Here is a 25,051-nt window from a genome sequence, read left to right as displayed (position 1 = left end):
ATGCTGGCGCATGCGATCAGGCGAAGTTGGCTTCGGCGAACGACCAGTTCACCAGTTTGTCGAGGAAGGTCTCGACGAACTTGGGACGCAGGTTGCGGTAGTCGATGTAGTAGGCGTGCTCCCACACGTCCACGGTCAGCAGGGCCTTGTCGCCCGTGGTCAGCGGGGTGCCGGCGGCGCCCATGTTGACGATGTCGACCGAGCCGTCGGCCTTCTTCACCAGCCAGGTCCAGCCCGAGCCGAAGTTGCCCACGGCGGACTTGACGAAGGCTTCCTTGAAGGCGGCATAGCTGCCCCACTTGGCCGTGATGGCCGCGGCCAGCGCGCCGGAAGGCTCACCGCCGCCGTTGGGCTTCATGCAGTTCCAGAAGAAGGTGTGGTTCCAGATCTGGGCCGAGTTGTTGTAGATGCCACCGCTGGACTTCTTGATGATGGACTCGAGGTCCATGTTCTCGAACTCCGTGCCCTTTTGCAGGTTGTTCAGGTTGACCACATACGCGTTGTGGTGCTTGCCGTGGTGGTACTCGAGCGTCTCGCGGCTGTAGTGCGGGGCCAGGGCGTCCAGGTCGTAAGGCAGTTTGGGCAGGGTGTGTTCCATGGGGGTTCCTCTTGCGTTGGTGTTGTGAAATGGCGCGCTTGGCCGCGGGAAGCGGAGCACAAGGCAATCGTGCCTCCGCATTGTAGGCAAGGCCAGTGACGGCAGAGCGATCAGGGTTTCTCGGCCCTCAGGGATTCAGCCTTCCACCCTCACGTCCAGCGAGCCATCGGCCAGCGTCGCGCGCAGCGGCTGCCCGGGTCGGGCCTGAGCGGCGCGCGTGAGCGCAGCACCATGCTCGTCGGTGAGAAAGGCATAGCCCCGCTGCAGCACGAGTTGCGGATCGAGCAGGCCCAGCGCGGTCTGGCCGCGCTGCAACCGCTGCCGCTGCGCTTGCAGCGCGCGCTGCAAGGATGGCGGCAACTGGGTCTGCAAGGTCTGCAGGCGGTTGTGCTGGCGCTGGATCGCCAGCGAACCACTGCGCTGCAAGCCGTGCTCCAGACTGGCCAGGTGCCGCAGGCTGTCGTGGATGCGCCCGGAGGGCCGCCCCAGGCGCTGGGCCAGGCGGTCAAGCCGCTGACCGCGCTGATCGATGTCCGAATAGGCGCCATTGTTCAGGCGCTCCTGCAGGTAGGCCAGTTCGCCGAGGCGCTGCACTTTCGTGGGTGCGCACAGCTCGGCCGCCGCGGTCGGCGTGGGGGCGCGCAGGTCGGCCACGAAATCGGCCAAAGTGAAGTCGGTCTCGTGTCCGACGCCGCACACCACGGGCATCGGAGCCTGCGCGATGGTGCGCACCAGCACCGGGTCGTTGAACGACCACAGGTCTTCCAGCGACCCGCCTCCGCGCACGAGCAGCAGCACCTCGCTCTCGCCGGTGTCGGCATGCCGCCGGTAAGCGGTTTGCAGCGCGGCGCACAGCTCGGCAGGCGCCTGCGCGCCCTGCACGGCCGCCGGGTAGATGACCACCGGAATATGGGGCACCCGCCGCTTCAACGCCGTGACCACATCGCGCAAGGCCGCCGCACCCAGGGACGTGACGATGCCGATGCTGCGCGGCTGCACGGGCAGCGGACGTTTGCGGGCCTCCTCGAACAGGCCCTCGGCCTCCAGCTGGGCCTTGAGCTTGAGGAATTGTTCAAACAGCGCGCCCTGCCCCGCGGGCTGCAGCGACTCGACAATGAGCTGCAGATCGCCGCGCGCACCGTAGACATCGAGCTTGCCACGCGCCTCGACCAGCTGGCCATCGCGCGGGGCAAAACTCAACTGCTCGGCCGAGCGCCTGAACATGGCGCAACGCACCTGGCCGATGTCGTCCTTGAGCGAAAAATAACAATGGCCGCTGGCCGCCCTCGAAAAGCCCGAAAGCTCCCCCCGAACCGCCACCGGATTGAATCGGGCCGACACGGTGTCGGCCACGGCTCGCATCAGCGGACCAACTGCCCACACACGCCGCGCGGACGGCTGATCGGCATCGAACAAGGATTCAGCCACGCGCATCTCCGGGGCAAATGTGTCCACAAGCCGCGCCGTTGCTGGCGATGTCGAAACACCCTTCAATGGCGCCGCGCGATGCCGCCAAGAGCCTTGATTCCAAAGACATTTGCAGTGCCTGTTTTGTGATCGACGTGTCGCCGGCCCTGCCAGGACGGGGGTTCGTGCGCATCGCGGGTGAGTTTTTCACAAAGTTATCCACAGAATTTGTGCATCAGGGAGAGGAATCAGGCCCGACTGGCTGGACGGCATGGGCAGGGGCCGAATGGTCGGTCCCTTCAGAGGGCCGCACATGGGCCTGAGACATAATCGTTCGCACCCTCAAGGCCACCCGCGTCCGGTGGCACTAGCCTGGAGTTCTGATTTGTTTTCCATCATACAAGCCGCTGGCTGGCCCATCTGGCCCCTGATCGCCTGTTCCGTGCTCGGCATGGCCCTGGTCATCGAACGCTTCGTCAGCCTCAAAACGCGCAAGATCTTCCCGCCCAAGCTGCTCGACGAAGCCATCATGGTCTCGCGCAACGGCATCCCGGGCCCGGACGTGGTCAAGCAGCTTGAACAGAACTCCGTGCTGGGCACGGTGCTCGCCACCGGTTTCCGCACCTACAACGTCAACCCGCGCGCCACCGAAGACGATCTGCGCGCCAGCCTGGAAGGCGCGGGCCGCGAGGCCGCCGCCAAGCTGCAGCGCTACCTGGGCGCGCTGGCCACGATCGCGTCGGCCGCGCCCCTGCTGGGCCTGCTTGGCACCGTCATCGGCATGATCGAGATCTTTGGCTCGCAGGCGGTGGACACCGTTGGTGCCGTGCCCGGCATGGGCAACCCCGGCCAGCTCGCGCACGGCATCTCGATCGCCCTCTACAACACCGCGTTCGGCCTGATCATCGCCATCCCCGCGCTGATCTTCTGGCGCTACTTCCGCGCCCGGGTGGACAGCTACCTGCTGTCCATGGAACTCGCGGCCGAGCGCTTCGCCCGGCACCTGCTGAGCCTGCGGAAGCCCACGCTATGAACTTCCGCACCGGTGAGCACGATGAGCCCGAGATCAACCTGATCCCGTTCATCGACATCCTGCTGGTGGTGCTGATCTTCCTGATGCTCACCACCACTTACAGCAAGTTCACCGAACTGAAGGTGAACCTTCCCGTGGCCGATGCGCAGGCGCCCAAACAGAACCCGCGCGAGATCGTGGTGGCGGTGGGCAGCGACGGCCGCTACTCCATCAACCGGCAGGTGCTCGAGGGCGCGGGCGTCGAGGTCCTCACGCGCGTGCTCTCGGAAGCCTCGCAGGACAACCGCGACACGGTCATCGTCATCAGCGCGGACGCCGCCGCCACCCACCAGTCGGTCATCAATGTGATGGACGCCGCCCGCCGGGCTGGCCTGGTGCAGATCACGTTCGCCACCCAGCAGACGGGTGCCCCCGCCCGCGGCAAACCCTGACGCGCCACGGGTGCCCGCCATGAGCCAGGCCCAGGGGCAGACGCGGGAAGCCGCCTGGCTGCGGCGCGCCCAGCAACGCGGCCCGCTGTCCTGCCTGCTCTGGCCCGTCTCCCTGCTGTACCGCTCGCTCGTGGCCCTGCGCCGCGGGCTGTATGCCCGTGGGCTGCTGAAGGTTCACCAGATCGATGTGCCGGTCGTCGTGGTCGGCAACGTGGTGGTCGGCGGTGCGGGCAAGACACCCTGCACCATCGCGCTGGTCAAGCACCTTCAGGTGCAGGGCTGGCATCCCGGTGTGGTCTCGCGGGGTCATGGCCGGCACGCCACCGGCGTGACCCATGTGCACGCCGACACGCCAGCCAGCGAAGCCGGGGACGAGCCCCTCTTGATCCACCAGCGCACTGGCGTCCCCGTCTGCGTGGCGGCTCGCCGGGTCGATGCCGCGCGCGCGCTGCGCGCCACCCACCCCGACGTGGATGTGCTGGTGTGCGACGACGGGCTGCAGCACCTCGCGTTGGCGAGGCAACTGGCCATCGCGGTGTTTGACGACCGCGGCGTGGGCAACGGTTGGCTGCTGCCCGCCGGCCTGCTGCGCGAACCCTGGCCGCCCGCGCGCCACGCGCCGTTCAGGCCCGACCTTCTCCTGCGGCAAGGCCGCGCCGGTGCACCGGCCGCCACGGGTGTGGCGGCGCCGGACATGTCCGCGTTCGGGGCGGTGCGGCAACTGGCCGCCCATGCCGTCGGCCCCCGGGGCCAGCGCATCGAACTGTCGCGATTGAAGGGCGCGCCGCTGACCGCGGTTGCCGGCATCGCCCGGCCCGAGGTGTTCTTTGACATGCTGCGGGAGGCCGGCCTCGCCCCCACGCAGCAGGTGGCCCTGCCGGATCACGCCGACCCGGCGGCCTACGCCGAGCTGGTGCACGGCGCGCGGCACCCCTTGGTCTGCACCGAGAAGGACGCGACCAAACTCTTTGCCCTTTTGCCGGCAGACGGCTCCGCGCAAGCCTGGGCCGTCCCGCTCGAACTCACGCCCGACCCGGCGTTTTTCGAGGCGGTCGACGCCCATCTGGCCGCCTGGCGCCCCGCGCCTTGAAACCCGGATCCAGCCGGCGCGACTATCATTCCGCCATGGACACCAAACTGCTCGAACTGCTGGTCTGCCCGGTCACCAAGGGCCCTCTGATCTTTGACCGCGACAAGCAGGAACTGCTCTCGCGCAGCGCGCGACTGGCCTACCCGGTGCGCGACGGCATTCCCATCCTGCTCGAACACGAGGCCCGCACGATCAGCGAAGAGGAAGCGGCGCGCCCATCGGCCCCCGCCCCGCTCGCATGAGCCTGCCCACCGCGGCGGCCGACTTCACCGTCCTCATTCCCGCCCGGCTGGCCTCCACTCGCCTGCCCGACAAACCCCTGGCCGACATCGCCGGCGTGCCCATGGTGGTGCGCGTGGCGCAGCGCGCGATGCAGAGCGGCGCCTCGCGCTGCGTGGTGGCGGCCGACGATCCGCGCATCGTCGACGCCTGCGCCGCCCACGGCGTGCAAGCCCTGCTCACGCGAACCGACCACCCCTCCGGCAGCGACCGCCTAGCCGAAGCCTGCGCCCTGCTCGGCTTGGCGGATGAGGCGTTGGTGGTCAATGTGCAAGGCGACGAACCACTGATCGAGCCGACGCTGATCGACGCCGTGGCGGCCGAACTGCGGCGCCGCGACGATTGCGTAATGAGCACCGCCGCCCACCCCCTCGACAGCACGACCGACTTCCTCAATCCCAATGTGGTGAAGGTGGTGCTCGACCGCATGGGCACCGCGCTGTACTTCAGCCGCGCACCCATCGCCTGGTGGCGCGATGGCATGGCACCCGGCCAACCCATGAGCACGCTGCCGACCCCTGCGCCACTGCGCCACGTCGGCATCTACGCCTATCGCGCCGGCTTCCTGCGGCAGTTTCCCCAGCTGGAGCCTTCGTCGCTGGAAGCCATCGAGTCGCTGGAGCAATTGCGCGTGCTCTGGCACGGCTACCGCATCGCGGTGCACATGACGGCCCATGCACCGGGCCCCGGCGTGGACACGCCGCAAGATCTTCAACGGGTGCGCGAGCTGCTCGCCAAGGCCTGAATTACGGGCCTTGCGGCGGGCGGCGGAGCCCTTTTCCTGTCAGCCAGAGCGAAGGGTGCCCGTGCTATCCTCGACCGGTCGCCCCGGCTCCCACGCCCTGGGGCCGCCGCTCGAGACAAGCGGCCACGCCATTGAAACTCTGAAAAAAGGAAAGCGATGAGACTGATTCTGTTGGGCGCCCCGGGTGCCGGCAAAGGAACGCAAGCCACGTTCATTTGCCAAAAATACGGCATCCCCCAGATCTCCACCGGCGACATGCTGCGCGCGGCGGTGAAGGCCGGCACCCCCCTGGGGCTGCAAGCCAAGGCCGTGATGGAATCCGGCGGTCTGGTCAGCGACGACCTCATCATCAACCTGGTCAAGGAACGCATTGCCCAGTCCGACTGCGCCAACGGCTTCCTGTTCGACGGCTTCCCGCGCACCATTCCGCAGGCCGATGCCATGAAGTCCGCCGGCGTGAAGCTGGACTACGTGCTGGAAATCGACGTGCCGTTCGACGCCATCATCGAACGCATGAGCGGCCGCCGTTCGCACCCCGCCTCGGGCCGCACCTACCACGTCAAGTTCAACCCGCCCAAGGTGGAAGGCAAGGACGACGTGACCGGCGAACCGCTGATCCAGCGCGAAGACGACAAGGAAGAGACCGTGAAGAAGCGGCTCGAGGTCTACAGCGCACAGACCCGTCCCCTCGTGGACTACTACAGCAGCTGGGCGCGCTCGGACGCGGCCGCCGCGCCCAAGTACCGCGCCATCAGCGGCATGGGCTCGGTCGAGGACATCACGGCACGCGCCTTCGAGGCGCTGTCGAAGTAAGCCACCCCGGCGTCCCGCAGAACACCCGGCCACGTGCCGGGTGTTCTGCTTTCAGAAGAACTCAAGCCGGGCTGGAGCGCAGGCCGTAGGCCTTGCCCTCCAGAAACACGTACTCGGCGCGCAGGATCGCTTCGCCCTTCTCGTCCTTGAACGTGAAGCCCACGGTGGACAGGGAGGCCCCGGTCTTGACCTCAGGCATCTGCCATTGCCCCAACCGGAACAGCGGCGCCAGTTCGATCTCCCAGCGCCGGTCGCGGCGCGTGGGCAACACGGTCTTGGCCAACAGCGCGGGCCCGTCGATGCCCGCCGTCTGGGCAGGCAAAGGGCGTTGGCCGAGGTCGGTCGGCAGGCGCAGGGCCTCGGGCAACTCCAGCACCAGCTCGGCGTGCGGGTTGCGCCACTTCACCTCGACCACCCGCCCCTCCAGGTAGATCGGCCGGTCCTGGTCGAAGCTGCTCCAGCCATGGTGGGCCAGCGCCCCACCCGCCCAACCCCCCAGGCCCAGCCAGGCGCCGGTCTGAATCACATCACGTCGTTGCATGAAGATCTCCTTCCCATCACACGTAACCGATCCAACGGCCGCAGGTCAGCACCAGCAGCCACAAGGCCGACGACAGCAGCATCAAGAGGCGCGCGGTGCGGTCCTGGCACTGCAGCGATCGGCGGGCGTGAAACCAGCCGGCGTTGCATCCCGCCAGCATGATCAACACCATCTTGGCTGTGAACACGCGATTGGCCAGCAGTTCCCCGGCCTGGGTACCGAACATCAGAAGGCCCGACACGGCGGCCAGCGCGAAACCCACCGCCACCAGGCCCAGGCTCAGTTTCGCTAGAGGCTCCATAGGCAGGCTCTGGCCCCAGCCGAACACCCGCAGTTCCAGCAGCGTCAGGTTGCCGAGCAACAGCGCCACGCCCAGCAGATGGGCCACTTCCAGCATGGGGTACGCCCAGGCGTGGGCACCGAGCGCGGCGAACATCGCGTCATTCCATCAGCAGGTCCAGCGCCAGCGCCAACCGGGCCTTGACCGGCGAGAGCCCGGCCGAGTGCGCGAACGGCAGGCCAGCGTGCGGCACCACCCTTCCGCGCGCACAACGCGTCGCCAGCACCACCCGCACCCCTTGTGCCTGCGCGGCATTCAGCGCATCGGTCAGCGCCTGGTGAACGGTGCCGTTGCCCGTGCCGGCCACCACGATGCCCCGCAAGGGACGGGCAGCGCCTGGCGCCATCAAGGCCCGCACCAGGCTGCCGTCCGCGTCGGCATGGCTGGTCACCAGTTCGACCCGAGGCAGGGCATCGGCCGCCAGGAAGCGGGCCAGCGGGGCTGGATCGTGGGAAGCAACGGAGGCGCCCCGGGATCGGAAACGGCGCACCTCCCCCTCCTCCACACAAGCCAGCGGCCCCGCGTCTCCGGAGTCAAAAGCGTCCAGGCGGTAAGTGTGCACCTTCGCCACCTCCAGCGCGCCGTGCACCTCTCCGGCACACACCACCACCACGCCGGCCTCCCCCTGCCGCACCACGGCCAGCGCGTCGGCAAGATTCTGCGGCCCATCCGGCACCAGCGCGGAAGCCGGGCGCATCGCGCAGGTCAGCACCACGGGCTTGGTGGGTTGGAGCAGGCGCTGCAGCACGAACGCCGTTTCCTCCAGGGTGTCGGTGCCGTGCGTCACGATCACCGCGGACACCTGGCAATCGTCCAGATGCACCTGGAGCCGTGCCGCCAGCGCCTGCCACACCGGCAGGCCCATGTCCTTGCTGTCGATCTGGGCGACTTGTTCCACTGCCAGAGGCATGCCGGCCAAAGCCGGCACGGCCGCCACCAGATCGGCCACGCCGACCTGCCCCGCCACGTAGCCCACATTGTCGCCCGCCTGCGCCGCACGCCCGGCGATGGTGCCGCCCGTGCCCAGGATCACGAGCCGCCGGCCCTGATTTGTGTCCACCACTTGCCAATCCTTGAAAACTGGTTAAAAATACAGATACTGGATAAGAAAACAGGTATCAGCCACTTCCCGCGTTGTTCCTGTCTTCCCAGATGGCGTTCCCCTTGGCCACCACGTTCCCGACGAGGTCCTCATGCTCGACATGCCCCATACCGCACCGAAGCTCACCGCCCGGCAGCAACAGATTCTGGAATTGATCCAGACGGCGATCGCACGCACCGGCGCACCGCCCACCCGTGCCGAAATTGCCAGCGAACTCGGGTTCAAGTCGGCCAATGCCGCCGAAGAGCATCTGCAAGCGCTGGCGCGCAAGGGCGTGATCGAACTGGTCAGTGGCACTTCGCGAGGCATCCGCCTGCGCAGCGAAGACCTGCAGTCCATCAACGATTCGCGCGGGCGCCAGCTTACACTGCCGATCCCCAGCCTGGCCCAGCTGGTGCTCCCCCTGATCGGTCGCGTCGCAGCCGGTTCGCCCATCCTGGCGCAGGAGCATGTGGACCAGACCTACCAGGTCGAGCGCAGCCTGTTCCAGCGCACGCCCGACTACCTGCTCAAGGTGCGTGGCATGTCCATGCGCGACATCGGCATCATGGACGGCGACCTGCTCGCCGTGCAGGCCACGAAGGAAGCCAAGAACGGCCAGATCGTGGTGGCCCGCCTGGGTGACGACGTCACCGTCAAACGCTTCATGCGGCGCCAGCACCTGATTGAATTGCACGCGGAAAACCCCGACTACAAGACCATCGTCGTCGAGCCGGGCGAACCCTTCGAAATCGAAGGACTCGCCGTGGGCCTGATCCGCAACAGCTTCCAGCTCTGACCGATCCCGGTCCGTGTCGCCTCAGCAGGTGGCGGGCGTTTGGTCCCGGTGGGTGCACAACCCACCACAAGGACACATCCCTGCGAAGGCGTTTGATTTTGCAATCCTGCCTGTGTTCAACCCCACCCAATGGAGTTTCGCATGGGAAAAATTTTCAACACCAACACGTGGCGCGCCCCTTTGCAGTTGATCGACTGCTGGTTGCCCTCTCCCGCTCTTCGCCGGGCACCGGCCGCCAACGAGCCCGTGGCCACGCGGGCTGTGCAGCGATTTGCGCGTGCCGGGTGGCTCAAGCGCGCCAGCACGGCCCGCACGTCACCTGTCTTGCGGGCCGTGCCACCGGCAGCGGAGCCTGTGCCTCGCGTGCGCGTGCTGCAGCAGACTGGTCCCGCGGCAGCGCACCGGGCCGGTGTCAGGCTGGTGATCTCGGGCCGCATCAACGATGTGTGCGCCGAACTCGATCGACTGGCCGACCAGGAACGCCAGCTGTCCACGCGCGCGGCCTGAACTCGGCCGCCGCCAGCGAGCACACGGCCATCCTCCAGGCTCCCGGCGCGCCGTGCCTGCTTGTAACCAGGGGTCAGCGGCCCGGAAGGCCTGGGAGGTGAAGGCACAATAGGGTCATGAATATTGTGATCCTTGATGACTATCAGGACGCTGTGCGCAAACTGCGGTGTGCCGAGAAACTGGAGCCTTACCCGGCCAAAGTCTTCACCAACACGGTCAAGGGCGTGGGCCAGCTGTCCATCCGATTGCGCGATGCCGATGTGCTGGTCCTGATCCGGGAACGCACCGCCATCACCCGTCAACTGGTTGAAAAACTCCCCCGGCTCAAACTCATCGCCCAGACCGGGCGCGTGGGCGGGCATGTGGACGTCAATGCCTGCACCGAGCGTGGCATCGCGGTGGCCGAGGGCGTGGGTTCACCCGTCTCCACCGCCGAGCTCACCTGGGCCCTGATGCTTGCGGCCATGCGCCGCATCCCGCAATACGTCTCCAACCTCAAGCATGGCGCCTGGCAACAGGCCGGGCTGAAGGCCGCGGCCATGCCGGCCAACTTCGGCGTGGGCATGGTGCTGCGTGGCAAGACGCTGGGCATCTGGAGCTACGGCCGCATCGGGCAGATGGTGGCAGGTTACGGGCGGGCCTTCGGCATGCGCGTGATCGTGTGGGGCAGCGAAGAAAGCTGTGCCCGCGCCGCGTCCGATGGTTTCGATGTGGCCCCCAGCAAGGCAGCCCTGTTTGAAACGGCCGACGTGCTGAGCCTGCACTTGCGGCTGAGCGAGACCAACGCGGGCTGTGTGACACCCGAAGACCTCGCCGCCATGAAGACCTCCGCGCTGCTGGTCAACACCTCCCGCGCCGAGCTCATCCAGCCCGAGGCGCTGATCGCCGCGCTGAACCGGGGTCGCCCGGGCATGGCCGCGATCGACGTGTTCGAATCCGAGCCCATCCTGCAAGGCCATGCCCTGCTGCGGCTCGAAAACTGCATCTGCACGCCCCACATCGGCTATGTCGAGCAGGACAGCTACGAGATGTACTTCTCCTCCGCGTTCGACAACGTGGTCAACTACATCAAGGGCACACCGACCAATATCGTCAATCCAGGCGCGCTGCAGGTTCGACGCTGATGGCTGCGATCGACCTCACCCCAGAAAAAACGCCGGTTGTCACCGGCGTTTTTTCTGGGTCCCAAGGGCGTCAGCGTTTGCCATCCGGCTTCGAGCCTGGCTCGTCGTCGGGCGGCATGAAGTCCAACACCTCGAAATCGATCAGGTTGCTCAGGGGCAGGTCCTGGGCGTCACCCGCCTTGGCGGTCGGCTCCACAGGCGGCGATACCTCTGGCAACAAGGCCTCGAAGGCAGAGAACTCGGAGAGGTCGTTCAGGTTGATGTCCAGGCCCAGGTGGGAGGACGCAGGCACCAGCACACCCAGGTCCATCGGCTGGGTGTTGCGACCGCCAGCAGGCTCTTCAGCGACGGGGGGCTTCTTGCCGGCTGGCGCGCTCGGACGCCGGCCGTCGGCTTTCAGCGGTTGCATGTTCGTGTGCCGGAATTCGCTGTGCTTTGCCGCGGACGGCTCGTCTCGCTTGATCAGCTCCTTGGCCATCGCGTGCAACAGCAACAGCTCCCGGTACGCCTCGAGATCGAACACCTCGACTTCGTCGTCGCTGGCGTCGCGGAAGATCGATTCCTCGATCAGGTCCAGCACCCGGGGCTCCGGCCACAGCGACTGAATGCGGCTGAAGGCCGTTTCGTAGGCTTCAAGGCCTCGGCCACCGTCGGTGTAGCGGTTGAAGGGCGGCGCGCCGGCATTGAAGACGTGGTTGAACTCGTCGCGCAGGGCGTCGTAGTCTTCGCGGCGCCCCAGGCGGTGATAGAGCTTGAACAGATCCAGGTAAGCCAGGGGGCTGGGCTCATGGCTCTCGGCCAGGTGGTTGCGCAGCACCTGGATGGCCTGTTCGTCCTCACCCAGCGACACGAAAAAGTCGGCCTGCTGCTGAATGTCGAACAACTCTTCCGTGGCCACCGAACGGGAGATGCCCAAGGCGCTCGGTGAAAAATCCCGACGGTCGCGCGATGGCAGCGCAACCGCCGATTCCGGCTGTGGATCGCTCTCGCGCGCAGCGGCGCCATCGAGGGCCTGCAAATCGTCCAGCGACGAATCCTGATCCAGGTGGAGGTCGAGTTCCACGCCGCCGGGCGCGGGTGCCGCCACCGTCGGAGCGCCCTGGCGCACGGGTTTGCGAAGCTGTGCCGGCAGGGTTTTGTCTTCAGGCGTCGAGGACCACCACGCACGGGATGCCTCGGACCCGGCCTGCGCTGGACGGCGGCGCGACGCCATCAGCAGCGCCAGAAGCGTCAGCAACAGCAGCGCGCCCAGCAGGTACACCAGCCAGTTGCGGTAGCGCTGGTCACGCGCCTCGTTCAGTTGGGCGTTCAGCTCGCCAATGCTGTTCTGGCTCTGGGCCCGGGCGTTGCGCAGTTGCTCGGCTTCCGCCTCCAGCGCCGCGAGTTTCTGAGCGTCCCGCAGGATGTCTTCCGGCGACGCGCTGAGAGACTTCCAGAGCAGGCCGGCGGCGGCGCGGGCTTCTTCGGAGGTGGCGGGCTCACTCAGCAAGAAGGGCGAGAGCTTGAGCGTCGGATCGCGCTCGATGCCCGCATCCAGATCGATCGGGTCCAGCTGCAGGCGGGGCGCCGCAGGGGGTGCCGGTGGACGGCGCACCACACTGCTCGCACGGGGCGACGCGGTGGCACCCGGTTTCGCGGCGGGCTTGGGCGCAGGCCGTGCCGATGGCGAAGCCACAGGGCCAGCCGCAACGGGCGGCCGAGCGCTGGCGGTGCTGCTCTCAACCGGGCTGCCGCCCGCGACACCGGGACCCGCAGGCGTGGAAGGCGCCTGCGCCACCGCCGGGGGCGTCACGGCCACCGGGTTGTTGGATCGGTCGACCGGCGCCATCGGCTCGTTGAGCGGGTCGGCCAGCAGCACGAAGCGGCGGGTGAACGCGGTGCCGCAGCCGGCGCGCACGTACAAGGTGACGATGGGTTCGTTGATGGGCTGCCGGGTCTGGATGCGCACCGAGGACTCGGCCTCGGCTTTCTGGGGCGTGCTGCGAACCAGACCGGGCGACACTTGCGTATCGCCAAAAAAGACATCCGCATTGAGGCACTGGTTGGTGAGATCCTCACCCGGAGCGAGAAGAACCTGGACCCGGACATCGAGAGGTTGTCCGATGACAGCTGCACCACTGTGCCGCCCCAGCGTGGCCGCCGAACTGCCCAGCGCAGTTAATAGCAAAATACAGCCTGTCCATGTCTGGCGCACGTTGGAAGCCCTTCGTTCTTTCGTTGGATCATTTTGTCATAGCTCCAGGCACCCTCATTCCAAATACAACACACTTATGCAACCCATATTTCTTCATACGGGCATCGTCGGGACCGGTGCCATGGGCCGCGGCATTGCCCAGATGGCGGCCCAGGCCGGCAGCCAGGTCTGGCTCTTCGACGTGCAGGCCGGCGCGGCGGAGGCCGCCCGCGCCGCCCTTCAAGGCACCTGGCAGACGCTGGTGGGCAAGAACCGCATGGAGGCCAGCCAGATGGAAGACTGCCTTGCACGGGTGCATTTGGCCGGCGCGCTGACCGACCTCGCGCCCTGCGATCTGGTGGTGGAAGCCATCGTCGAACGGCTCGACGTCAAGCAACGCCTGTTTGCCGATCTCGAAGCCATCGTCCAACCCGATGCGGTGCTGGCCACCAACACCTCGTCGCTCTCGGTCACCTCGATCGGTGCCGCGCTCAAGCGCCCGGCCCAACTCGCTGGCTACCACTTCTTCAACCCGGTGCCCCTGATGAAGGTGGTCGAGGTCATTGCCGGCCTCAAGACCAGCGCCACGGTCTGCCAGCGCCTGACGGACTACACCCGCCAGTTCGGCCACACGCCGGTCTCGGCACAGGACACGCCGGGCTTCATCGTCAACCACGCCGGCCGCGGCTACGGCACCGAAGCCCTGCGCGTGGTGGGCGAACGCGTGGCCGATTTCGCCACCATCGACCGCATCCTCAAGGACCAGATGGGCTTCAAGCTCGGCCCGTTCGAGCTGATGGACCTGACGGCGCTGGACGTGTCGCACCCCGTGATGGAGTCGATCTACCACCAGTATTTCGAGGAGCCGCGCTACCGCCCCAGCGTGATCACCGCCCAGCGCCTGGCTGGGGGCGTGGTGGGCAAGAAGGTCGGTGAAGGTTTCTATGCCTACGACAAGGGCGTGGCCCAGGTGCCGGCCGACGTGGCCGCGCCGACCGTCGCGGAGCTGCCACCGGTCTGGGTCTCGCCCAAGGCAGCCCGCCGGGCCGAGCTCTATCAGTTGCTCAAGAACCTGGGCGCGCAGATCGAGACCGCCGCCGCACCGTCGGCCGCCGCGCTCATTCTGGTGGCGCCGCTGGGTCTGGACGTGACCACGCTGGCCGCCGTGGAACGCCTGGACGCGTCGCGCACCGTGGGCATCGACATGATGCTCGACGACGCCTCCACCCGCCGCCGCGTGCTGGCCACCAACCCCGCCACCCGGGCCGACATGCGCGACGCCGCGCACGCCCTGTTCGCCAGCGACGGCAAGGCCGTGAGCGTGGTGCGCGACAGCGGTGGTTTCGTCACGCAGCGCGTGGTGGCCACCATCGTCAACATCGCGACCGACATGTGCCAGCAGGGCATCTGCTCGCCGGCCGACCTGGACGTGGCGGTCACCCTCGGCCTGGGCTACCCGATGGGGCCGCTGGCCATGGGTGACCGCATTGGTCCCACCAACCTGCTGGAGATCCTGTTCAACCTGCAGACGGTGTACGGCGACCCGCGTTACCGCCCTTCCCCCTGGCTGCGCCGCCGTGGTGCGCTGGGCCTGAGCCTGACGCACGAAGAAGCCTGATTCCCGACCGCAAGGACCGACACCGCATGACCGCCAGCCTCAAGAGCCACAGCCATGGCCAGACCATGGTGCTGACCATCAGCAACCCGGAACACCGCAACGCCCTCGGCCCCGACATGTACGCCGCTGGCGTGGAAGCGCTCAACGTGGCCGAAAGCAGCCCCGAAGTGCGCAGCGTGGTGCTCACGGGCGAAGGCGCGCACTTCTGTGCCGGCGGCAACCTGCAGCGGCTGCTGGCCAACCGGCAGCAGCCGCCCGAGGTGCAGGCGCAGAGCATCGAGGGTTTGCACAACTGGATCGAGACCATCCGCGCCTTCCCCAAGCCCGTGGTGGCGGCCGTGGAAGGCGCGTGCGCCGGTGCCGGTTTTTCACTGGCGCTTGCCTGCGACCTGGTGATCGCCGCGCAGAACAGCGTGTTCGCGATGTCGTACAGCAGCGTGGGCCTGTCGCCCGATGGCGGGGCCACCTGGAGCCTGATGCGCGCCCTGCCCCGGGCCACGGCGCTGCAGTTGCTGTTGTGCGGTGAACGCATCGGCGCCGAGCGGCTGCAGCAACTGGGCGTCATCACCCAGACCAGCACGCCTGGAGAAGCGCTGCACGACGCGCTGACGCTGTGCGAACGCCTCAATGCGCGCGCGCCCAACGCGCTCAGCAGCATCAAGGAACTCGCCAACGACGCCCCGACGGTCACGCTGCACGCGCAGCTGTCGGCCGAGCGCGATCATTTCGTGCGCAACCTGCACCACGCCAACGCGGGCGAAGGCATCACGGCCTTCATGGAAAAGCGGGCCGCCAACTACCGTTGACGCGGTCTGCGCGCATACCCTGATCTGTCCGCCGCGTCCCAGTGGCGACAATGAAGGCCACCCTCAGTCACTCAAAAGACAGCCCATGGACGAACCGATTCTGACAATGGAAGAACGCGAGGCGATCAACAACGGTCGCTGGTTCAGCAGCCTTTCACCTTCCCTGCGTCACGACATCCTCCGATGCGCCCACGTCAAGCGATTCAAGGACGGCGACCTCATCGTCGCACGCGGCGACCCACCGACCGAATGGTCGGCGGTCGCCCGTGGGGCGGTGCGCGTGAGTTCGACCTCGCTCTCGGGCAAGCAGATCACGCTGACCTATGTGGAGCCCGGGGTGTGGTTCGGCGATGTGGCGATGTTCGACGGCGACCAGCGCACGCACGATGCCTACGCGCATGGCGCCACCACCTTGCTGTGCGTGGCGCGCACCGATTTCCAGAAGATCCTGGCCTCGCACGTGGAGCTGTACGAAGCGCTCATGCGACTGCAGGCACGGCGCATCCGCACGCTGTTCGGCCTGGTAGAAGACCTCAACACCCTGCCCCTGCGCGCGCGGCTGGCCAAACAGCTGCTGCACCTGGTGCGCAGCTACGGCGTGCCCTGCCTGGCCGACGGCAGCGAAATGCGCATCGGCCTGCAACTCGCGCAGGAGGAACTGGCGCAGCTGCTGGGCGCGTCGCGGCAGCGCGTGAACCAGGAGCTCAAGTCGATGGAGCGCGAGGACGCGATCCGCATCGAACAAGGCGGTGTGGTGGTGCGCAACCGCGACATGCTCATGCGCATCGCCGAAGCCGAGTCCTGACCCCGGCGTTGTCGCCACTGCTGCTTCAGGCCCGTCAACCCACAACGGCCTTGAGCCGCACACCATGAGCGACACCCAGAATTTCGTCGGCACCCGGCCCGTTGCGGCACAACACATCTTCGACATCCCGGCCCTCGAACGCTGGCTGACAGACCGGCTGCCGGGCTTCGCCGGCCCGCTCTCGGTGGAGATGTTCAAGGGCGGCCAGTCCAACCCCACCTACAAGCTCATCACGCCGCAACGCGCCTACGTGATGCGGGCCAAGCCCGGGCCCGTGGCCAAGCTGCTGCCCTCGGCCCATGCGATCGAGCGTGAGTTCCGTGTGATGAGCGCGCTGCACGGCACGGGTGTGCCGGTGGCGCGGATGCACGTGCTGTGCGAAGACGAATCGGTGATCGGCCGGGCCTTCTATGTCATGGAGTGCGTGGACGGGCGCGTGCTCTGGGAACAGTCGCTGCCCGGCATGGACCGCGCGCAACGCGCCGCCCTCTACGACGAGATGAACCGCGTCATGGCGGCGCTGCACACCGTCAAGCCCGACGCGATCGGCCTGGCCGACTATGGCAAGCCCGGCAACTATTTCGAGCGCCAGATCGGCCGCTGGAGCAAGCAGTACCAGGCCTCCATCACGCAGCCCATCCCGGAGATGGACCGCCTCATGGAATGGCTGCCGCAGAACATCCCGGCCATGGCGCGCGACGAGTCCATGGTGTCGGTGGTGCATGGCGACTTCCGCCTCGACAACCTGATGTTCCACGCCACCGAGCCGCGCGTGCTCGCCGTGCTCGACTGGGAACTCTCGACGCTGGGCCACCCGCTGGCCGATTTCAGCTACCACTGCATGTCCTGGCACATCCCGCCCGGCATGTTCCGCGGCATCCAGGGACTCGACCTGGCCGAGCTGGGCATCCCTTCCGAAGACGCCTACATCTCGCGCTACTGCGAACGCACCGGCATCGCCAGCCCCGAGCAACTCAAAGCGGACTGGAACTTCTACCTGGCATACAACATGTTCCGCCTCGCGGCCATCCTGCAGGGCATTGCCAAGCGGGTGGAAACCGGCACCGCGTCCAACGAACAGGCGGTGAAATCCGCCGCCGGCGCCCGCCCCCTGGCCGAGATGGCCTGGGGCTTCGCCAGCGCCCGCTGACCCTCTTCACACCCACACCCTTTTTCCACTGGAGCCAAGATGAATTTCGACTACACCGACAAGGTCAAGGACATGCGCGAGCGTTTGCTGGCGTTCATGGACGAGCACATCTACCCCAACGAAGCGCGCTTCTTCGCCGAGATCGCCGCCAACCGCGCCAAGGGCAACCCCTGGCTGCCCACCACGATCATCGAGGAACTCAAGCCCAAGGCGCTCAAGGCCGGCCTGTGGAACCTGTTCCTGCCGCGCAGCCCGCGCGCGCCGCAGGGCCTGTCCAACCTCGAGTACGCGCCCATGTGCGAGATCATGGGCCGCGTGCCTTTCGCGGCCGAGGTCTTCAACTGCTCGGCCCCCGACACCGGCAACATGGAAACCTTCGAGCGCTACGCCAGCGAGGAACTCAAGGACGAGTGGCTGGAGCCGCTGCTGCGCGGCGAGATCCGCTCGGCCTTCCTGATGACCGAACCCGAGGTCGCCTCGTCGGACGCCACCAACATCCAGTGCCGCATCGAGCGCGACGGCGACCACTACGTCATCAACGGCCGCAAGTGGTGGTCCTCCGGCGCCGGTGACCCGCGCTGCGCGGTCTACATCGTGATGGGCAAGACCAACCCCGATGCGCCGCGCCACTCGCAGCAGTCCATGATCATCGTGCCAGCCAACAGCAAGGGCATCACCGTGGTGCGACCGCTGTCGGTGTTCGGTTACGACGACGCGCCGCACGGCCACATGGAAGTGGTGCTCAAGGACGTGCGCGTGCCGGTGGGCAACATCCTGCTCGGCGAAGGCCGGGGGTTCGAGATCGCGCAGGGCCGCTTGGGCCCGGGCCGCATCCACCACTGCATGCGCTCCATCGGCGCGGCCGAGCGCGCGCTGGAGCTGATGTGCAAGCGCCTGAACAGCCGCGTGGCCTTCGGCAAGCCGGTGTCGGCCCAGTCGGTCTGGCACGAGCGCATCGCCGATGCGCGCTGCCGCATCGAGATGGCGCGCCTGCTCACGCTCAAGGCCGCGTACATGATGGACACCGTCGGCAACAAGGTCGCCAAGGCCGAGATCGCCATGATCAAGGTGGTGGCACCCAACATGGCCTGCGACATCATCGACATGGCCATCCAGGCCCATGGCGGCGGCGGCGTGAGCGACGATTTCCCGCTGGCCTACGCCTATGCTGGCCAGCGCACCCTGCGCCTGGCCGATGGCCCCGACGAGGTGCACCGCCAGTCCATCGCCAAGCTGGAACTGGCCAAGCACATGCTGGTGAAGACCGAGGTGGACATGCCTGTCACGCGCGGCTTCTGAGCCGGCATGCCGGGAGGGTGAGCACGGGTTTTTGAATTCCCGTAGAGTGGCCTGCTCCTCATCCACCCTCCCGCAAGAAAGGCAAGTCCCATGATCGACGTCCACTCCTGGCCAACCCCCAATGGACACAAGGTCCACATCATGCTGGAGGAGTGTGGACTGCGGCTCGGCCGGGACTGGCGGGTCCACCCCGTCAACATCGGCAAGGGCGATCAGTTCGAACCGGCCTTTCTGAAGATCAGCCCGAACAACAAGATTCCGGCACTGGTCGACCCCGACGGTCCCGATGGCCAGCCCATCAGCCTGTTCGAGTCGGGCGCGATCCTGCTCTACCTCGCGGCCAAGACCGGCAAGTTCCTGCCCAAAAGCGACCGCGCCAAATTCAAGGTGCTGGAGTGGTTGATGTTCCAGATGGGCGGCGTGGGCCCCATGCTCGGCCAGAACCACCACTTCCGGCAGTACGCGCCCGAGAAGATCGGCTATGCCATCGATCGCTACACCAACGAAGCCAGGCGGCTCTACGGCGTCATGGACCGGCAACTCGAGGCGCAGAAGTTCATCGCCGGCAACCAGTACAGCATCGCCGACATCGCGATCTTCCCCTGGCTGCGCAACTGGCAGAACCAGGGCATCGACTGGGCCGACTTCCCGCACCTGAAACAGTGGTTCGACACCATTGCCGCCCGCCCCGCGGTGCAACGCGGCGTGGCGGTGCTGGCCGACGCGCGCAAACCGATCACCGATGACAAGTCGCGCGAAGTGCTGTTTGGCAAGACGCAGTACGAAAAACGCTGAGCCCGGCCGGAACACCTCATTTCAGCAGGTACAATTCGCCGCTTAGTCGGAGCGTAGCGCAGCCTGGTAGCGCATCTGCTTTGGGAGCAGAGGGTCGCGAGTTCGAATCCCGCCGCTCCGACCATTCATCAAGAACAAAAAGGCCCACAGTGTGGGCCTTTTTTGCATCGCCAGTCGCCCTGTCTGCCCGTAGCTCAACCGGATAGAGCAGCTGCCTTCTAAGCAGCAGGTCGGGGGTTCGAGTCCCTCCGGGCAGGCCACCCAAGGGGCCACGCGACACCAGCGCATCAACGAGGGTTTACCCGATGATTCATCGGGAGTTCATGAAGTATATTGCAGCTTCTGAATCATGAACCCACCCTCCAGACTCCTCATCCTCGTTGGCACGATGACCAACACCGCCGAGTACGTGGCTCAGGCCATCGAGATGGATTGCGCCGACCTTATCCCCGAGATCGAGGTGCGCATGATGGACGGATTGGACATCCGTGTTTTTGACGGGGATGCACTATATCTCATATGTACATCCACCTACGGCTCGGGTGACGTGCCGGACAACGCCCGGTCGCTGTACGAATCCCTGGGCAACGAGCCCAAGTTTCTGGGCCACGTGCGCTACGGCGTGATCGCGCTGGGCGACCACGGCACCCATCCGCAGACGTTCTGTCAGGGTGGTCGGCGGTTCGACGAGCGTCTCGCCGATCTGGGCGCCGTGCGTGTGGGAGACGTGTTCTGCCATGACGCGTCGGCGGGCACCGAGGCCGAGGTGGTCGGCGCGGCTTGGTGCCGCGAGTGGCTCGCGCTGGCCATGCAACCCGCCTCTTAAATTCAGACATAAATGTTTTAGACCTCAAGTACGGGTAATTCTGGATCGTCAATCCCCTACCCCGCGTCTACAGTGAACCGCATTCCGGCAACCACCCACAGGAGAACTCCATGACCACCCGCCGAATCGTCCTGACCCGCAGCGCCGCCGTGATCGGCGCCGCATCCACCGGCCTGCTGCTGCCCGAGTTGGCACGTGCGCAGTCGGACAAGGTGCGCGTGGGTTTCATGCTGCCGTACACCGGCACCTTCGCCCAGCTCGGCGTGGCGATCGAGAACGGTTTCCGCATGGCCCTCAACGAGCAAGGCGGCAAGCTCGGTGGCCGTGAAGTCGAGTACTTCAAGGTGGACGACGAATCCAACCCGGCCAAGGGCATCGAGAACGCGACCCGCCTGGTGCAGCGCGACAAGGTGGACGTGCTCGTGGGCACCGTGCACTCGGGCGTGCAGATGGGCATCCACAAGGTGGCGCGCGATACCGGCGTGCTCAACCTGATCCCCAACGCAGGCGTGCACGTGGCCACCCGCGCCCAGTGCGCCCCCAACGTGTTCCGCACCTCGTTCACCAACTCGCAGCCCACGCTGGCGCTGGGCAAGGCCATGGTGGCCAACGGCCACAAGAAGGCGGTGTGGATCACCTGGAACTACGCGGCCGGCGACGAAGCCTTCGAAGGCTTCGAGCAGAGCTACACCGCGGCGGGCGGCACCATCATGAAGAAGCTGGGCCTGCCCTTCCCGAACGTGGAATTCCAGGCGCTGCTGACCGAGATCGCCTCCCTCAAGCCCGATGCCGTGGCCTGCTTCTTCGCCGGCGGCGGCGCGGCCAAGTTCATGAGCGACTACGCCGCGGCGGGCCTGAACAAGACCATCCAGCTCTACGGCTCAGGCTTCCTGACCGAAGGCGTGCTGGAAGCGGCCGGCCCTGCAGCCAACGGCGTGCTGACCACCATGCACTACGGTGACTCGCTGAACACGCCGCGCGACAAGCAGTTCCGCCTGGAGTACGCCAAGGCCTTCCGCCTGCAGCCCGACGTGTACGCCGTGCAGGGCTACGACACCGGCCTGCTGCTGATCAAGGGTGCCAACGCCGTCAAGGGTGACTTCAACAACAAGAAGGCGCTGTACGCCGCCATGGAAGGCGCGACCATCGACAGCCCGCGCGGCAAGTGGACCATGAGCAAGGCCCACAACCCGATCCAGGACATCTACATGCGCAAGGTCGAGAACAAGGAAAACAAGGTGATCGGCGTCGCACAGAAAGCCGTGGCCGACCCCGCCACCGGCTGCCGCATGGGCTGATCGCCCGCGCCTCACTCGTGCCTCCACAGACCGGCGCCCACAGGCGCTGGTCTGGTTTTTGCTCGCCTTCCTGGCCTGATCCTCACCGCCCCGCTTCATGGACTTCGCCAACTTCCTGATCCAGTTGCTCAACAGCCTGCAGTACGGCCTGTTGCTGTTCATGCTGGCGGCCGGGCTCACCCTGATCTTCGGCATCATGGGCGTGGTCAATCTCGCGCATGGCAGCTTCTACATGCTGGGCGCCTACCTGGCCTGGTTCCTGGTGTCGCAGCTCGACAGCCTGGTGCTGGCCATCGTGCTGGGCACGGTCATCGCCGTCGTGCTGGGCTGGCTGCTCGAATGGCTGCTGTTCCGCCACTTCTACCGCCGCGACCACCTGGACCAGGTGCTGCTGACCTTCGGCCTGATCTACATCTTCGAGGAAGTGCGCTCCATTCTCTGGGGCGACGACGTGCACTCGGTGCAGGTCCCGGAGATGCTGAACTGGTCGATCCCGCTCACGGACAATCTGTCCTACCCGGTCTACCGGCTGGTGATGTCGGGCGTGTGCATCGCGCTCGCCCTCGGCCTGTACCTGCTCATCTCCAGGACCCGCCTGGGCATGAAGATCCGCGCGGGTGCCTTCAACCGCGAGATGACCGAGTCGCTCGGCATCAACATCCGGCTCATCCATGGCGTGGTGTTCGCGCTGGGCGTGGCCCTGGCGGCCATCGCCGGCATGATCGCCTCGCCCGTTTCCAGCGTGTACCCCGGCATGGGCAGCTCGGTGCTGATCATGTGCTTCGTGGTGGTCGTCATCGGTGGCATCGGCTCGGTGCGCGGGGCCCTCGTGGCCGCGCTGCTGGTGGGCCTGGTCGACACCTTCGGCAAGGTGCTGGTGCCGCAGATCGCTGGCATGGCCGTCTACATGCTCATGGCCGCCGTGCTGCTTTACAAGCCTGAAGGGCTGTTCAAACAATGAGTTCGCCCAAAGCCCAGCTGGAAAAGCTGCCGCGCAGCATGCAGGTGATCCTGCTGCTGGGCGCCATCGCCCTCGCCGCCTTCCCGCTCATGCCCCTGACGGGTGTCGACTTCTACCTGCAGATGCTCTCGCAGATGATGATCCTGGCCATCTTCGCGATGAGCCTCGATCTGCTGCAGGGCGTGACCGGCCTGGTCTCGCTCGGCCACGCCGCCTACTTCGGTCTGGCGGGTTACGCCCTGGCCTTCCTCACGCCGGCCGACACGCCCATCAGCCTGTGGTGGGCGCTGCCCGTCTCGGCCCTGGGCGCGGGCCTGGCGGCGCTGATCATCGGCTTCTTCGTGGTGCGCACGCACGGCATCTACTTCATCATGGTCACCATGGCCTTCGCGCAGATGGTGTTCTTCCTGTTCTTCGACAACAAGGCGCTCGGCGGCTCCGACGGCCTGTACGTGAACTTCCGGCCCGACGCCTCGCTGTTCGGCTGGACCGGCATCGACCTGGACAACAAGACCACCTTCTATTACTTCACCCTGCTGCTGCTGGTGCTGGTCTACGCCTTCCTGCGGCGCCTGCTGTTCTCGCCCTTCGGGCGCGTGCTCGCCGGCATCCGCGTGAACGAGCACCGCATGCGCGCGGTGGGCTACGGCACCTTCGGCTACAAGCTCGCCGCTTTCACCCTGGCCGGCGCGCTGGCCGGCGTGGCGGGCTTCCTGTGGGCCGCGCAGACCGGCTACGTGAACCCCGAACTCATGGGCTTTCACATGAGCGCGCACGCCATCATGATGGTCATCCTCGGCGGCATGGGCAACTTCGCGGGCGCCATCGTGGGGGCCTTCGCGTTCGAGTACGTCATGCACTTCTTCAAGGACCTCACCAAGCATTGGCAGTTGCTGATGGGCAGCTTCATCGTGCTGATCGTGGTGTTCGCGCCGCGCGGCTTGCTGGGCCTGGTGGCGCAGTTCTCCCGCAAGCGGGGTGCCCCATGAGCGAGCTCCTGCTCTCGGCGAAAAGCCTCACCAAGCGCTTCGGCGGCCTGGCCGCCGTCAACGACGTGTCGGTGGATCTGCACCGCGACCGCATCCACGCGGTGATCGGCCCCAACGGCGCGGGCAAGTCCACCTTGACCAACCTGCTCTCGGGCGATCTGCCACCCACCTCCGGCCGCATCACGCTCAACGGCACCGAAACGGCCGGCAAGAACCCCGAACGCATCTCGCGCCTGGGCCTGGGCCGCAGCTACCAGAAGACCAACATCTTCCTGCCCTTCTCCGTGTGGGACAACGTGCGCCTGGCCGCCCAGTCGCGTGAACGGCATGGCCCGTGGAACCCGCTGCGCTGGCTCTCGGCGGCCAGTGCGATGACCGAAGTCAACCGCCGCTGCGAACGCGCCATCGAACTCGCCGGCCTCACGGCCCGCGTGGGCACCATCGCGGGCACCACCAGCCACGGCGAGCAGCGCCAGCTGGAGATTGCCATGACCCTGGCCACCGAACCCACCGTGCTGCTGCTCGACGAGCCTCTGGCCGGCATGGGCCACGCCGAGGCCGAGCGCATGGTCGAGCTGCTGCTCAAAATCAAGAAGGACCACGCCATGATGCTCGTGGAGCACGACATGGATGCCGTGTTCACCCTGGCCGACCGGCTCACCGTCATGGTCAACGGCCAGGTGATCGCCAGCGGCACGCCGGCCGAAGTCCGCGCCGACGCGGGCGTGCAGGCGGCCTACCTCGGCGAGGAGCACGAATGAGCGCGCTGATCCAGGCCAGGGGCCTTCACACCCACTACGGCGCCAGCCACATCCTGCGCGGCGTGGACTTCACCGTCGACAAGGGCCAGACCATCGGCCTGATGGGCCGCAACGGCATGGGCAAGACGACCTTGCTCAAGTCGATCATGGGCATCGTCAAACCCAGTGGTGGCAAGGTGCATGTGAAGGGCCAGGACATGACCGCCGCCCCCACCTTCGAGATCGCCCGCCTGGGCATCGCCTATGTGCCCGAAGGCCGCGGCATCTTCGGCAACCTGAGCGTGCGCGAGAACCTGGTGATGTCGGCGCGCGCCGGCACGCAGGGCCAGCGCGACTGGACCTACGAGCGTGTGCTCGACACCTTCCCACGTCTGGCCGAGCGCCTGAACCACGGCGGGCAGCAGCTCAGCGGTGGCGAGCAGCAGATGCTCACCATCGGCCGCGCGCTCATGACCAACCCCGACCTGCTCATCCTCGACGAGGCCACCGAGGGCCTGGCGCCCCTGATCGCGCGCGAGATCTGGCGCATCTGCGGCCTGATCCGGGGGAGCGGCATCAGCAGCGTGATCGTGGACAAGAACTGGAAGCACGTCACCCAGATCACCGACCGCAACGTGATCCTCGTCAAAGGTGAGGTGGTCTTCGAAGGCAGCTCGGAACAGCTGCACGCGCAACCGGAGTTGCTGGAACAGTACCTGGGCGTCTGAGCCGCGGCAACGACCCGGCCCTATTCATCGTCCGGGCTCGCCGCGCGCCGGTAGACATAACGGCCTTGCTGGCAG

Annotated in this window: 27 protein-coding genes and 2 tRNA genes; 23 read left to right on the top strand and 6 right to left on the bottom strand. The window is 66.6% G+C overall.

All coding sequences use genetic code 11. From position 1 onward, the window contains the following. Window positions 1-16: 16 nt before the first annotated feature. Window positions 17-598, bottom strand: coding sequence for a superoxide dismutase (locus ABSY19_RS27760; protein WP_291117076.1), 582 nt, complete (start codon window positions 596-598; stop codon window positions 17-19). Window positions 599-733: 135 nt separating this feature from the next. Further along, complete coding sequence (xseA, locus tag ABSY19_RS27755) at window positions 734-2,032, bottom strand: exodeoxyribonuclease VII large subunit (RefSeq protein ID WP_382163967.1); 1,299 nt, start codon at window positions 2,030-2,032, stop codon at window positions 734-736. A gap of 358 nt (window positions 2,033-2,390) precedes the next feature. Here xseA and ABSY19_RS27750 point away from each other — a divergent pair, with 358 nt between their 5' ends. The 6 genes from ABSY19_RS27750 (at window position 2,391) to adk (ending at window position 6,396) form a co-directional block, all read left to right on the top strand. Continuing rightward, complete coding sequence (locus ABSY19_RS27750; protein ID WP_382157694.1) at window positions 2,391-3,038, top strand: MotA/TolQ/ExbB proton channel family protein; 648 nt, start codon at window positions 2,391-2,393, stop codon at window positions 3,036-3,038. Beyond that, window positions 3,035-3,469, top strand: a complete 435-nt coding sequence (locus ABSY19_RS27745; RefSeq protein ID WP_291117082.1) for a biopolymer transporter ExbD — start codon at window positions 3,035-3,037, stop codon at window positions 3,467-3,469. Before ABSY19_RS27750 ends, ABSY19_RS27745 begins: the two co-directional genes overlap by 4 nt. Before the next feature lie 19 nt (window positions 3,470-3,488). Then, entirely contained in the window at window positions 3,489-4,559 is a 1,071-nt protein-coding gene (gene lpxK, locus ABSY19_RS27740; RefSeq protein ID WP_382157692.1) for a tetraacyldisaccharide 4'-kinase, read from the top strand. A gap of 35 nt (window positions 4,560-4,594) precedes the next feature. Next, window positions 4,595-4,801: a Trm112 family protein gene (locus ABSY19_RS27735; protein WP_291117088.1), complete on the top strand. Its 207-nt coding sequence runs from the start codon at window positions 4,595-4,597 to the stop codon at window positions 4,799-4,801. Then, window positions 4,798-5,583, top strand: a complete 786-nt coding sequence (gene kdsB / locus ABSY19_RS27730; RefSeq protein ID WP_382157690.1) for a 3-deoxy-manno-octulosonate cytidylyltransferase — start codon at window positions 4,798-4,800, stop codon at window positions 5,581-5,583. Before ABSY19_RS27735 ends, kdsB begins: the two co-directional genes overlap by 4 nt. Window positions 5,584-5,739: 156 nt before the next feature. After that, window positions 5,740-6,396: an adenylate kinase gene (gene adk, locus ABSY19_RS27725; protein WP_382157688.1), complete on the top strand. Its 657-nt coding sequence runs from the start codon at window positions 5,740-5,742 to the stop codon at window positions 6,394-6,396. Between the two features lie 61 nt (window positions 6,397-6,457). Here adk and ABSY19_RS27720 read toward each other — a convergent pair whose 3' ends face one another. Genes ABSY19_RS27720 through ABSY19_RS27710 form a run of 3 tightly spaced genes read right to left on the bottom strand, consistent with a single transcriptional unit; the run spans window position 6,458 to window position 8,340 of the window. Next, window positions 6,458-6,937, bottom strand: a complete 480-nt coding sequence (locus ABSY19_RS27720; RefSeq protein WP_382157686.1) for a DUF6152 family protein — start codon at window positions 6,935-6,937, stop codon at window positions 6,458-6,460. 16 nt (window positions 6,938-6,953) lie between these two features. Then, window positions 6,954-7,373, bottom strand: coding sequence for a hypothetical protein (locus ABSY19_RS27715; protein ID WP_382157684.1), 420 nt, complete (start codon window positions 7,371-7,373; stop codon window positions 6,954-6,956). Window positions 7,374-7,377: 4 nt separating this feature from the next. Beyond that, entirely contained in the window at window positions 7,378-8,340 is a 963-nt protein-coding gene (locus tag ABSY19_RS27710) for an asparaginase (protein WP_382157682.1), read from the bottom strand. A gap of 139 nt (window positions 8,341-8,479) precedes the next feature. Between ABSY19_RS27710 and lexA the strand changes: the two genes are divergently transcribed. From lexA to ABSY19_RS27695, 3 genes are all read left to right on the top strand, one after another. Further along, window positions 8,480-9,157, top strand: a complete 678-nt coding sequence (gene lexA, locus ABSY19_RS27705; protein WP_382163966.1) for a transcriptional repressor LexA — start codon at window positions 8,480-8,482, stop codon at window positions 9,155-9,157. Between the two features lie 141 nt (window positions 9,158-9,298). Further along, complete coding sequence (locus ABSY19_RS27700; protein WP_382157680.1) at window positions 9,299-9,664, top strand: hypothetical protein; 366 nt, start codon at window positions 9,299-9,301, stop codon at window positions 9,662-9,664. A 116-nt stretch (window positions 9,665-9,780) separates the two neighbouring features. After that, on the top strand, window positions 9,781-10,788 hold the full coding sequence (locus ABSY19_RS27695) for a D-2-hydroxyacid dehydrogenase family protein (protein WP_382157678.1): 1,008 nt from the start codon (window positions 9,781-9,783) through the stop codon (window positions 10,786-10,788). Between the two features lie 70 nt (window positions 10,789-10,858). Here ABSY19_RS27695 and ABSY19_RS27690 read toward each other — a convergent pair whose 3' ends face one another. Further along, window positions 10,859-12,982, bottom strand: coding sequence for a FimV family protein (locus ABSY19_RS27690; protein WP_382157676.1), 2,124 nt, complete (start codon window positions 12,980-12,982; stop codon window positions 10,859-10,861). Window positions 12,983-13,058: 76 nt separating this feature from the next. Here ABSY19_RS27690 and ABSY19_RS27685 point away from each other — a divergent pair, with 76 nt between their 5' ends. The 14 genes from ABSY19_RS27685 to ABSY19_RS27620 all read left to right on the top strand — a co-directional run bounded on the left by ABSY19_RS27685 (window position 13,059) and on the right by ABSY19_RS27620 (window position 24,976). Continuing rightward, the gene (locus ABSY19_RS27685) at window positions 13,059-14,579 is read left to right on the top strand and encodes a 3-hydroxyacyl-CoA dehydrogenase (RefSeq protein WP_382157674.1); all 1,521 of its coding nucleotides are present in this window, start codon (window positions 13,059-13,061) and stop codon (window positions 14,577-14,579) included. 26 nt (window positions 14,580-14,605) lie between these two features. Next, on the top strand, window positions 14,606-15,385 hold the full coding sequence (locus ABSY19_RS27680; protein WP_382157672.1) for an oxepin-CoA hydrolase, alternative type: 780 nt from the start codon (window positions 14,606-14,608) through the stop codon (window positions 15,383-15,385). Between the two features lie 85 nt (window positions 15,386-15,470). After that, on the top strand, window positions 15,471-16,190 hold the full coding sequence (locus ABSY19_RS27675; protein ID WP_382157670.1) for a Crp/Fnr family transcriptional regulator: 720 nt from the start codon (window positions 15,471-15,473) through the stop codon (window positions 16,188-16,190). Between the two features lie 64 nt (window positions 16,191-16,254). Further along, on the top strand, window positions 16,255-17,340 hold the full coding sequence (locus ABSY19_RS27670) for a phosphotransferase family protein (RefSeq protein WP_382157668.1): 1,086 nt from the start codon (window positions 16,255-16,257) through the stop codon (window positions 17,338-17,340). Between the two features lie 39 nt (window positions 17,341-17,379). Continuing rightward, window positions 17,380-18,639, top strand: a complete 1,260-nt coding sequence (locus ABSY19_RS27665; RefSeq protein WP_382157666.1) for an acyl-CoA dehydrogenase family protein — start codon at window positions 17,380-17,382, stop codon at window positions 18,637-18,639. 90 nt (window positions 18,640-18,729) lie between these two features. Next, window positions 18,730-19,434, top strand: coding sequence for a glutathione binding-like protein (locus ABSY19_RS27660; RefSeq protein ID WP_382157664.1), 705 nt, complete (start codon window positions 18,730-18,732; stop codon window positions 19,432-19,434). Between the two features lie 47 nt (window positions 19,435-19,481). Then, window positions 19,482-19,558: transfer RNA gene (locus ABSY19_RS27655), tRNA-Pro, on the top strand. A 59-nt stretch (window positions 19,559-19,617) separates the two neighbouring features. Then, window positions 19,618-19,694, top strand: a tRNA-Arg gene (locus tag ABSY19_RS27650). Window positions 19,695-19,783: 89 nt separating this feature from the next. Beyond that, the gene (locus tag ABSY19_RS27645) at window positions 19,784-20,260 is read left to right on the top strand and encodes a flavodoxin domain-containing protein (RefSeq protein ID WP_382157662.1); all 477 of its coding nucleotides are present in this window, start codon (window positions 19,784-19,786) and stop codon (window positions 20,258-20,260) included. A gap of 110 nt (window positions 20,261-20,370) precedes the next feature. Beyond that, complete coding sequence (locus tag ABSY19_RS27640; protein WP_382157660.1) at window positions 20,371-21,558, top strand: ABC transporter substrate-binding protein; 1,188 nt, start codon at window positions 20,371-20,373, stop codon at window positions 21,556-21,558. Between the two features lie 97 nt (window positions 21,559-21,655). After that, window positions 21,656-22,519, top strand: coding sequence for a branched-chain amino acid ABC transporter permease (locus tag ABSY19_RS27635; protein WP_382157657.1), 864 nt, complete (start codon window positions 21,656-21,658; stop codon window positions 22,517-22,519). Continuing rightward, entirely contained in the window at window positions 22,516-23,508 is a 993-nt protein-coding gene (locus ABSY19_RS27630; protein WP_382157655.1) for a branched-chain amino acid ABC transporter permease, read from the top strand. The genes ABSY19_RS27635 and ABSY19_RS27630 overlap by 4 nt, the downstream gene beginning before the upstream one ends. Continuing rightward, window positions 23,505-24,269 (top strand): ABC transporter ATP-binding protein, encoded by a 765-nt coding sequence (locus ABSY19_RS27625; RefSeq protein ID WP_382157653.1) that lies wholly within the window; start codon window positions 23,505-23,507, stop codon window positions 24,267-24,269. Before ABSY19_RS27630 ends, ABSY19_RS27625 begins: the two co-directional genes overlap by 4 nt. After that, a complete protein-coding gene (locus ABSY19_RS27620; protein ID WP_382157651.1) occupies window positions 24,266-24,976 on the top strand; it encodes an ABC transporter ATP-binding protein in 711 nt (236 codons plus the stop codon). The genes ABSY19_RS27625 and ABSY19_RS27620 overlap by 4 nt, the downstream gene beginning before the upstream one ends. Window positions 24,977-25,051: the final 75 nt, after the last annotated feature.

Origin of the sequence: Hydrogenophaga sp. ANAO-22 (assembly GCF_042466645.1) — a bacterium.
Classification (GTDB): domain Bacteria; phylum Pseudomonadota; class Gammaproteobacteria; order Burkholderiales; family Burkholderiaceae_C; genus Hydrogenophaga.
This window is presented reverse-complemented; position numbering and strand designations above follow the sequence as displayed.

Excerpts from the sequence above, each read along its gene's own strand:
- lpxK (WP_382157692.1), top strand. The coding sequence starts at position 3,489 with ATGAGCCAGGCCCAGGGGCAGACGCGGGAAGCCGCCTGGCTGCGGCGC.
- ABSY19_RS27695 (WP_382157678.1), top strand. The coding sequence starts at position 9,781 with ATGAATATTGTGATCCTTGATGACTATCAGGACGCTGTGCGCAAACTG.
- ABSY19_RS27635 (WP_382157657.1), top strand. The coding sequence starts at position 21,656 with ATGGACTTCGCCAACTTCCTGATCCAGTTGCTCAACAGCCTGCAGTAC.
- ABSY19_RS27735 (WP_291117088.1), top strand. The coding sequence starts at position 4,595 with ATGGACACCAAACTGCTCGAACTGCTGGTCTGCCCGGTCACCAAGGGC.
- ABSY19_RS27665 (WP_382157666.1), top strand. The coding sequence starts at position 17,380 with ATGAATTTCGACTACACCGACAAGGTCAAGGACATGCGCGAGCGTTTG.
- ABSY19_RS27715 (WP_382157684.1), bottom strand. The coding sequence starts at position 7,373 with ATGTTCGCCGCGCTCGGTGCCCACGCCTGGGCGTACCCCATGCTGGAA.
- ABSY19_RS27720 (WP_382157686.1), bottom strand. The coding sequence starts at position 6,937 with ATGCAACGACGTGATGTGATTCAGACCGGCGCCTGGCTGGGCCTGGGG.
- adk (WP_382157688.1), top strand. The coding sequence starts at position 5,740 with ATGAGACTGATTCTGTTGGGCGCCCCGGGTGCCGGCAAAGGAACGCAA.
- ABSY19_RS27680 (WP_382157672.1), top strand. The coding sequence starts at position 14,606 with ATGACCGCCAGCCTCAAGAGCCACAGCCATGGCCAGACCATGGTGCTG.
- ABSY19_RS27640 (WP_382157660.1), top strand. The coding sequence starts at position 20,371 with ATGACCACCCGCCGAATCGTCCTGACCCGCAGCGCCGCCGTGATCGGC.
- ABSY19_RS27745 (WP_291117082.1), top strand. The coding sequence starts at position 3,035 with ATGAACTTCCGCACCGGTGAGCACGATGAGCCCGAGATCAACCTGATC.
- ABSY19_RS27645 (WP_382157662.1), top strand. The coding sequence starts at position 19,784 with ATGAACCCACCCTCCAGACTCCTCATCCTCGTTGGCACGATGACCAAC.
- ABSY19_RS27625 (WP_382157653.1), top strand. The coding sequence starts at position 23,505 with ATGAGCGAGCTCCTGCTCTCGGCGAAAAGCCTCACCAAGCGCTTCGGC.
- ABSY19_RS27675 (WP_382157670.1), top strand. The coding sequence starts at position 15,471 with ATGGACGAACCGATTCTGACAATGGAAGAACGCGAGGCGATCAACAAC.
- ABSY19_RS27620 (WP_382157651.1), top strand. The coding sequence starts at position 24,266 with ATGAGCGCGCTGATCCAGGCCAGGGGCCTTCACACCCACTACGGCGCC.
- ABSY19_RS27670 (WP_382157668.1), top strand. The coding sequence starts at position 16,255 with ATGAGCGACACCCAGAATTTCGTCGGCACCCGGCCCGTTGCGGCACAA.
- ABSY19_RS27700 (WP_382157680.1), top strand. The coding sequence starts at position 9,299 with ATGGGAAAAATTTTCAACACCAACACGTGGCGCGCCCCTTTGCAGTTG.
- xseA (WP_382163967.1), bottom strand. The coding sequence starts at position 2,032 with ATGCGCGTGGCTGAATCCTTGTTCGATGCCGATCAGCCGTCCGCGCGG.
- ABSY19_RS27630 (WP_382157655.1), top strand. The coding sequence starts at position 22,516 with ATGAGTTCGCCCAAAGCCCAGCTGGAAAAGCTGCCGCGCAGCATGCAG.
- kdsB (WP_382157690.1), top strand. The coding sequence starts at position 4,798 with ATGAGCCTGCCCACCGCGGCGGCCGACTTCACCGTCCTCATTCCCGCC.
- lexA (WP_382163966.1), top strand. The coding sequence starts at position 8,480 with ATGCCCCATACCGCACCGAAGCTCACCGCCCGGCAGCAACAGATTCTG.
- ABSY19_RS27660 (WP_382157664.1), top strand. The coding sequence starts at position 18,730 with ATGATCGACGTCCACTCCTGGCCAACCCCCAATGGACACAAGGTCCAC.
- ABSY19_RS27760 (WP_291117076.1), bottom strand. The coding sequence starts at position 598 with ATGGAACACACCCTGCCCAAACTGCCTTACGACCTGGACGCCCTGGCC.
- ABSY19_RS27685 (WP_382157674.1), top strand. The coding sequence starts at position 13,059 with ATGCAACCCATATTTCTTCATACGGGCATCGTCGGGACCGGTGCCATG.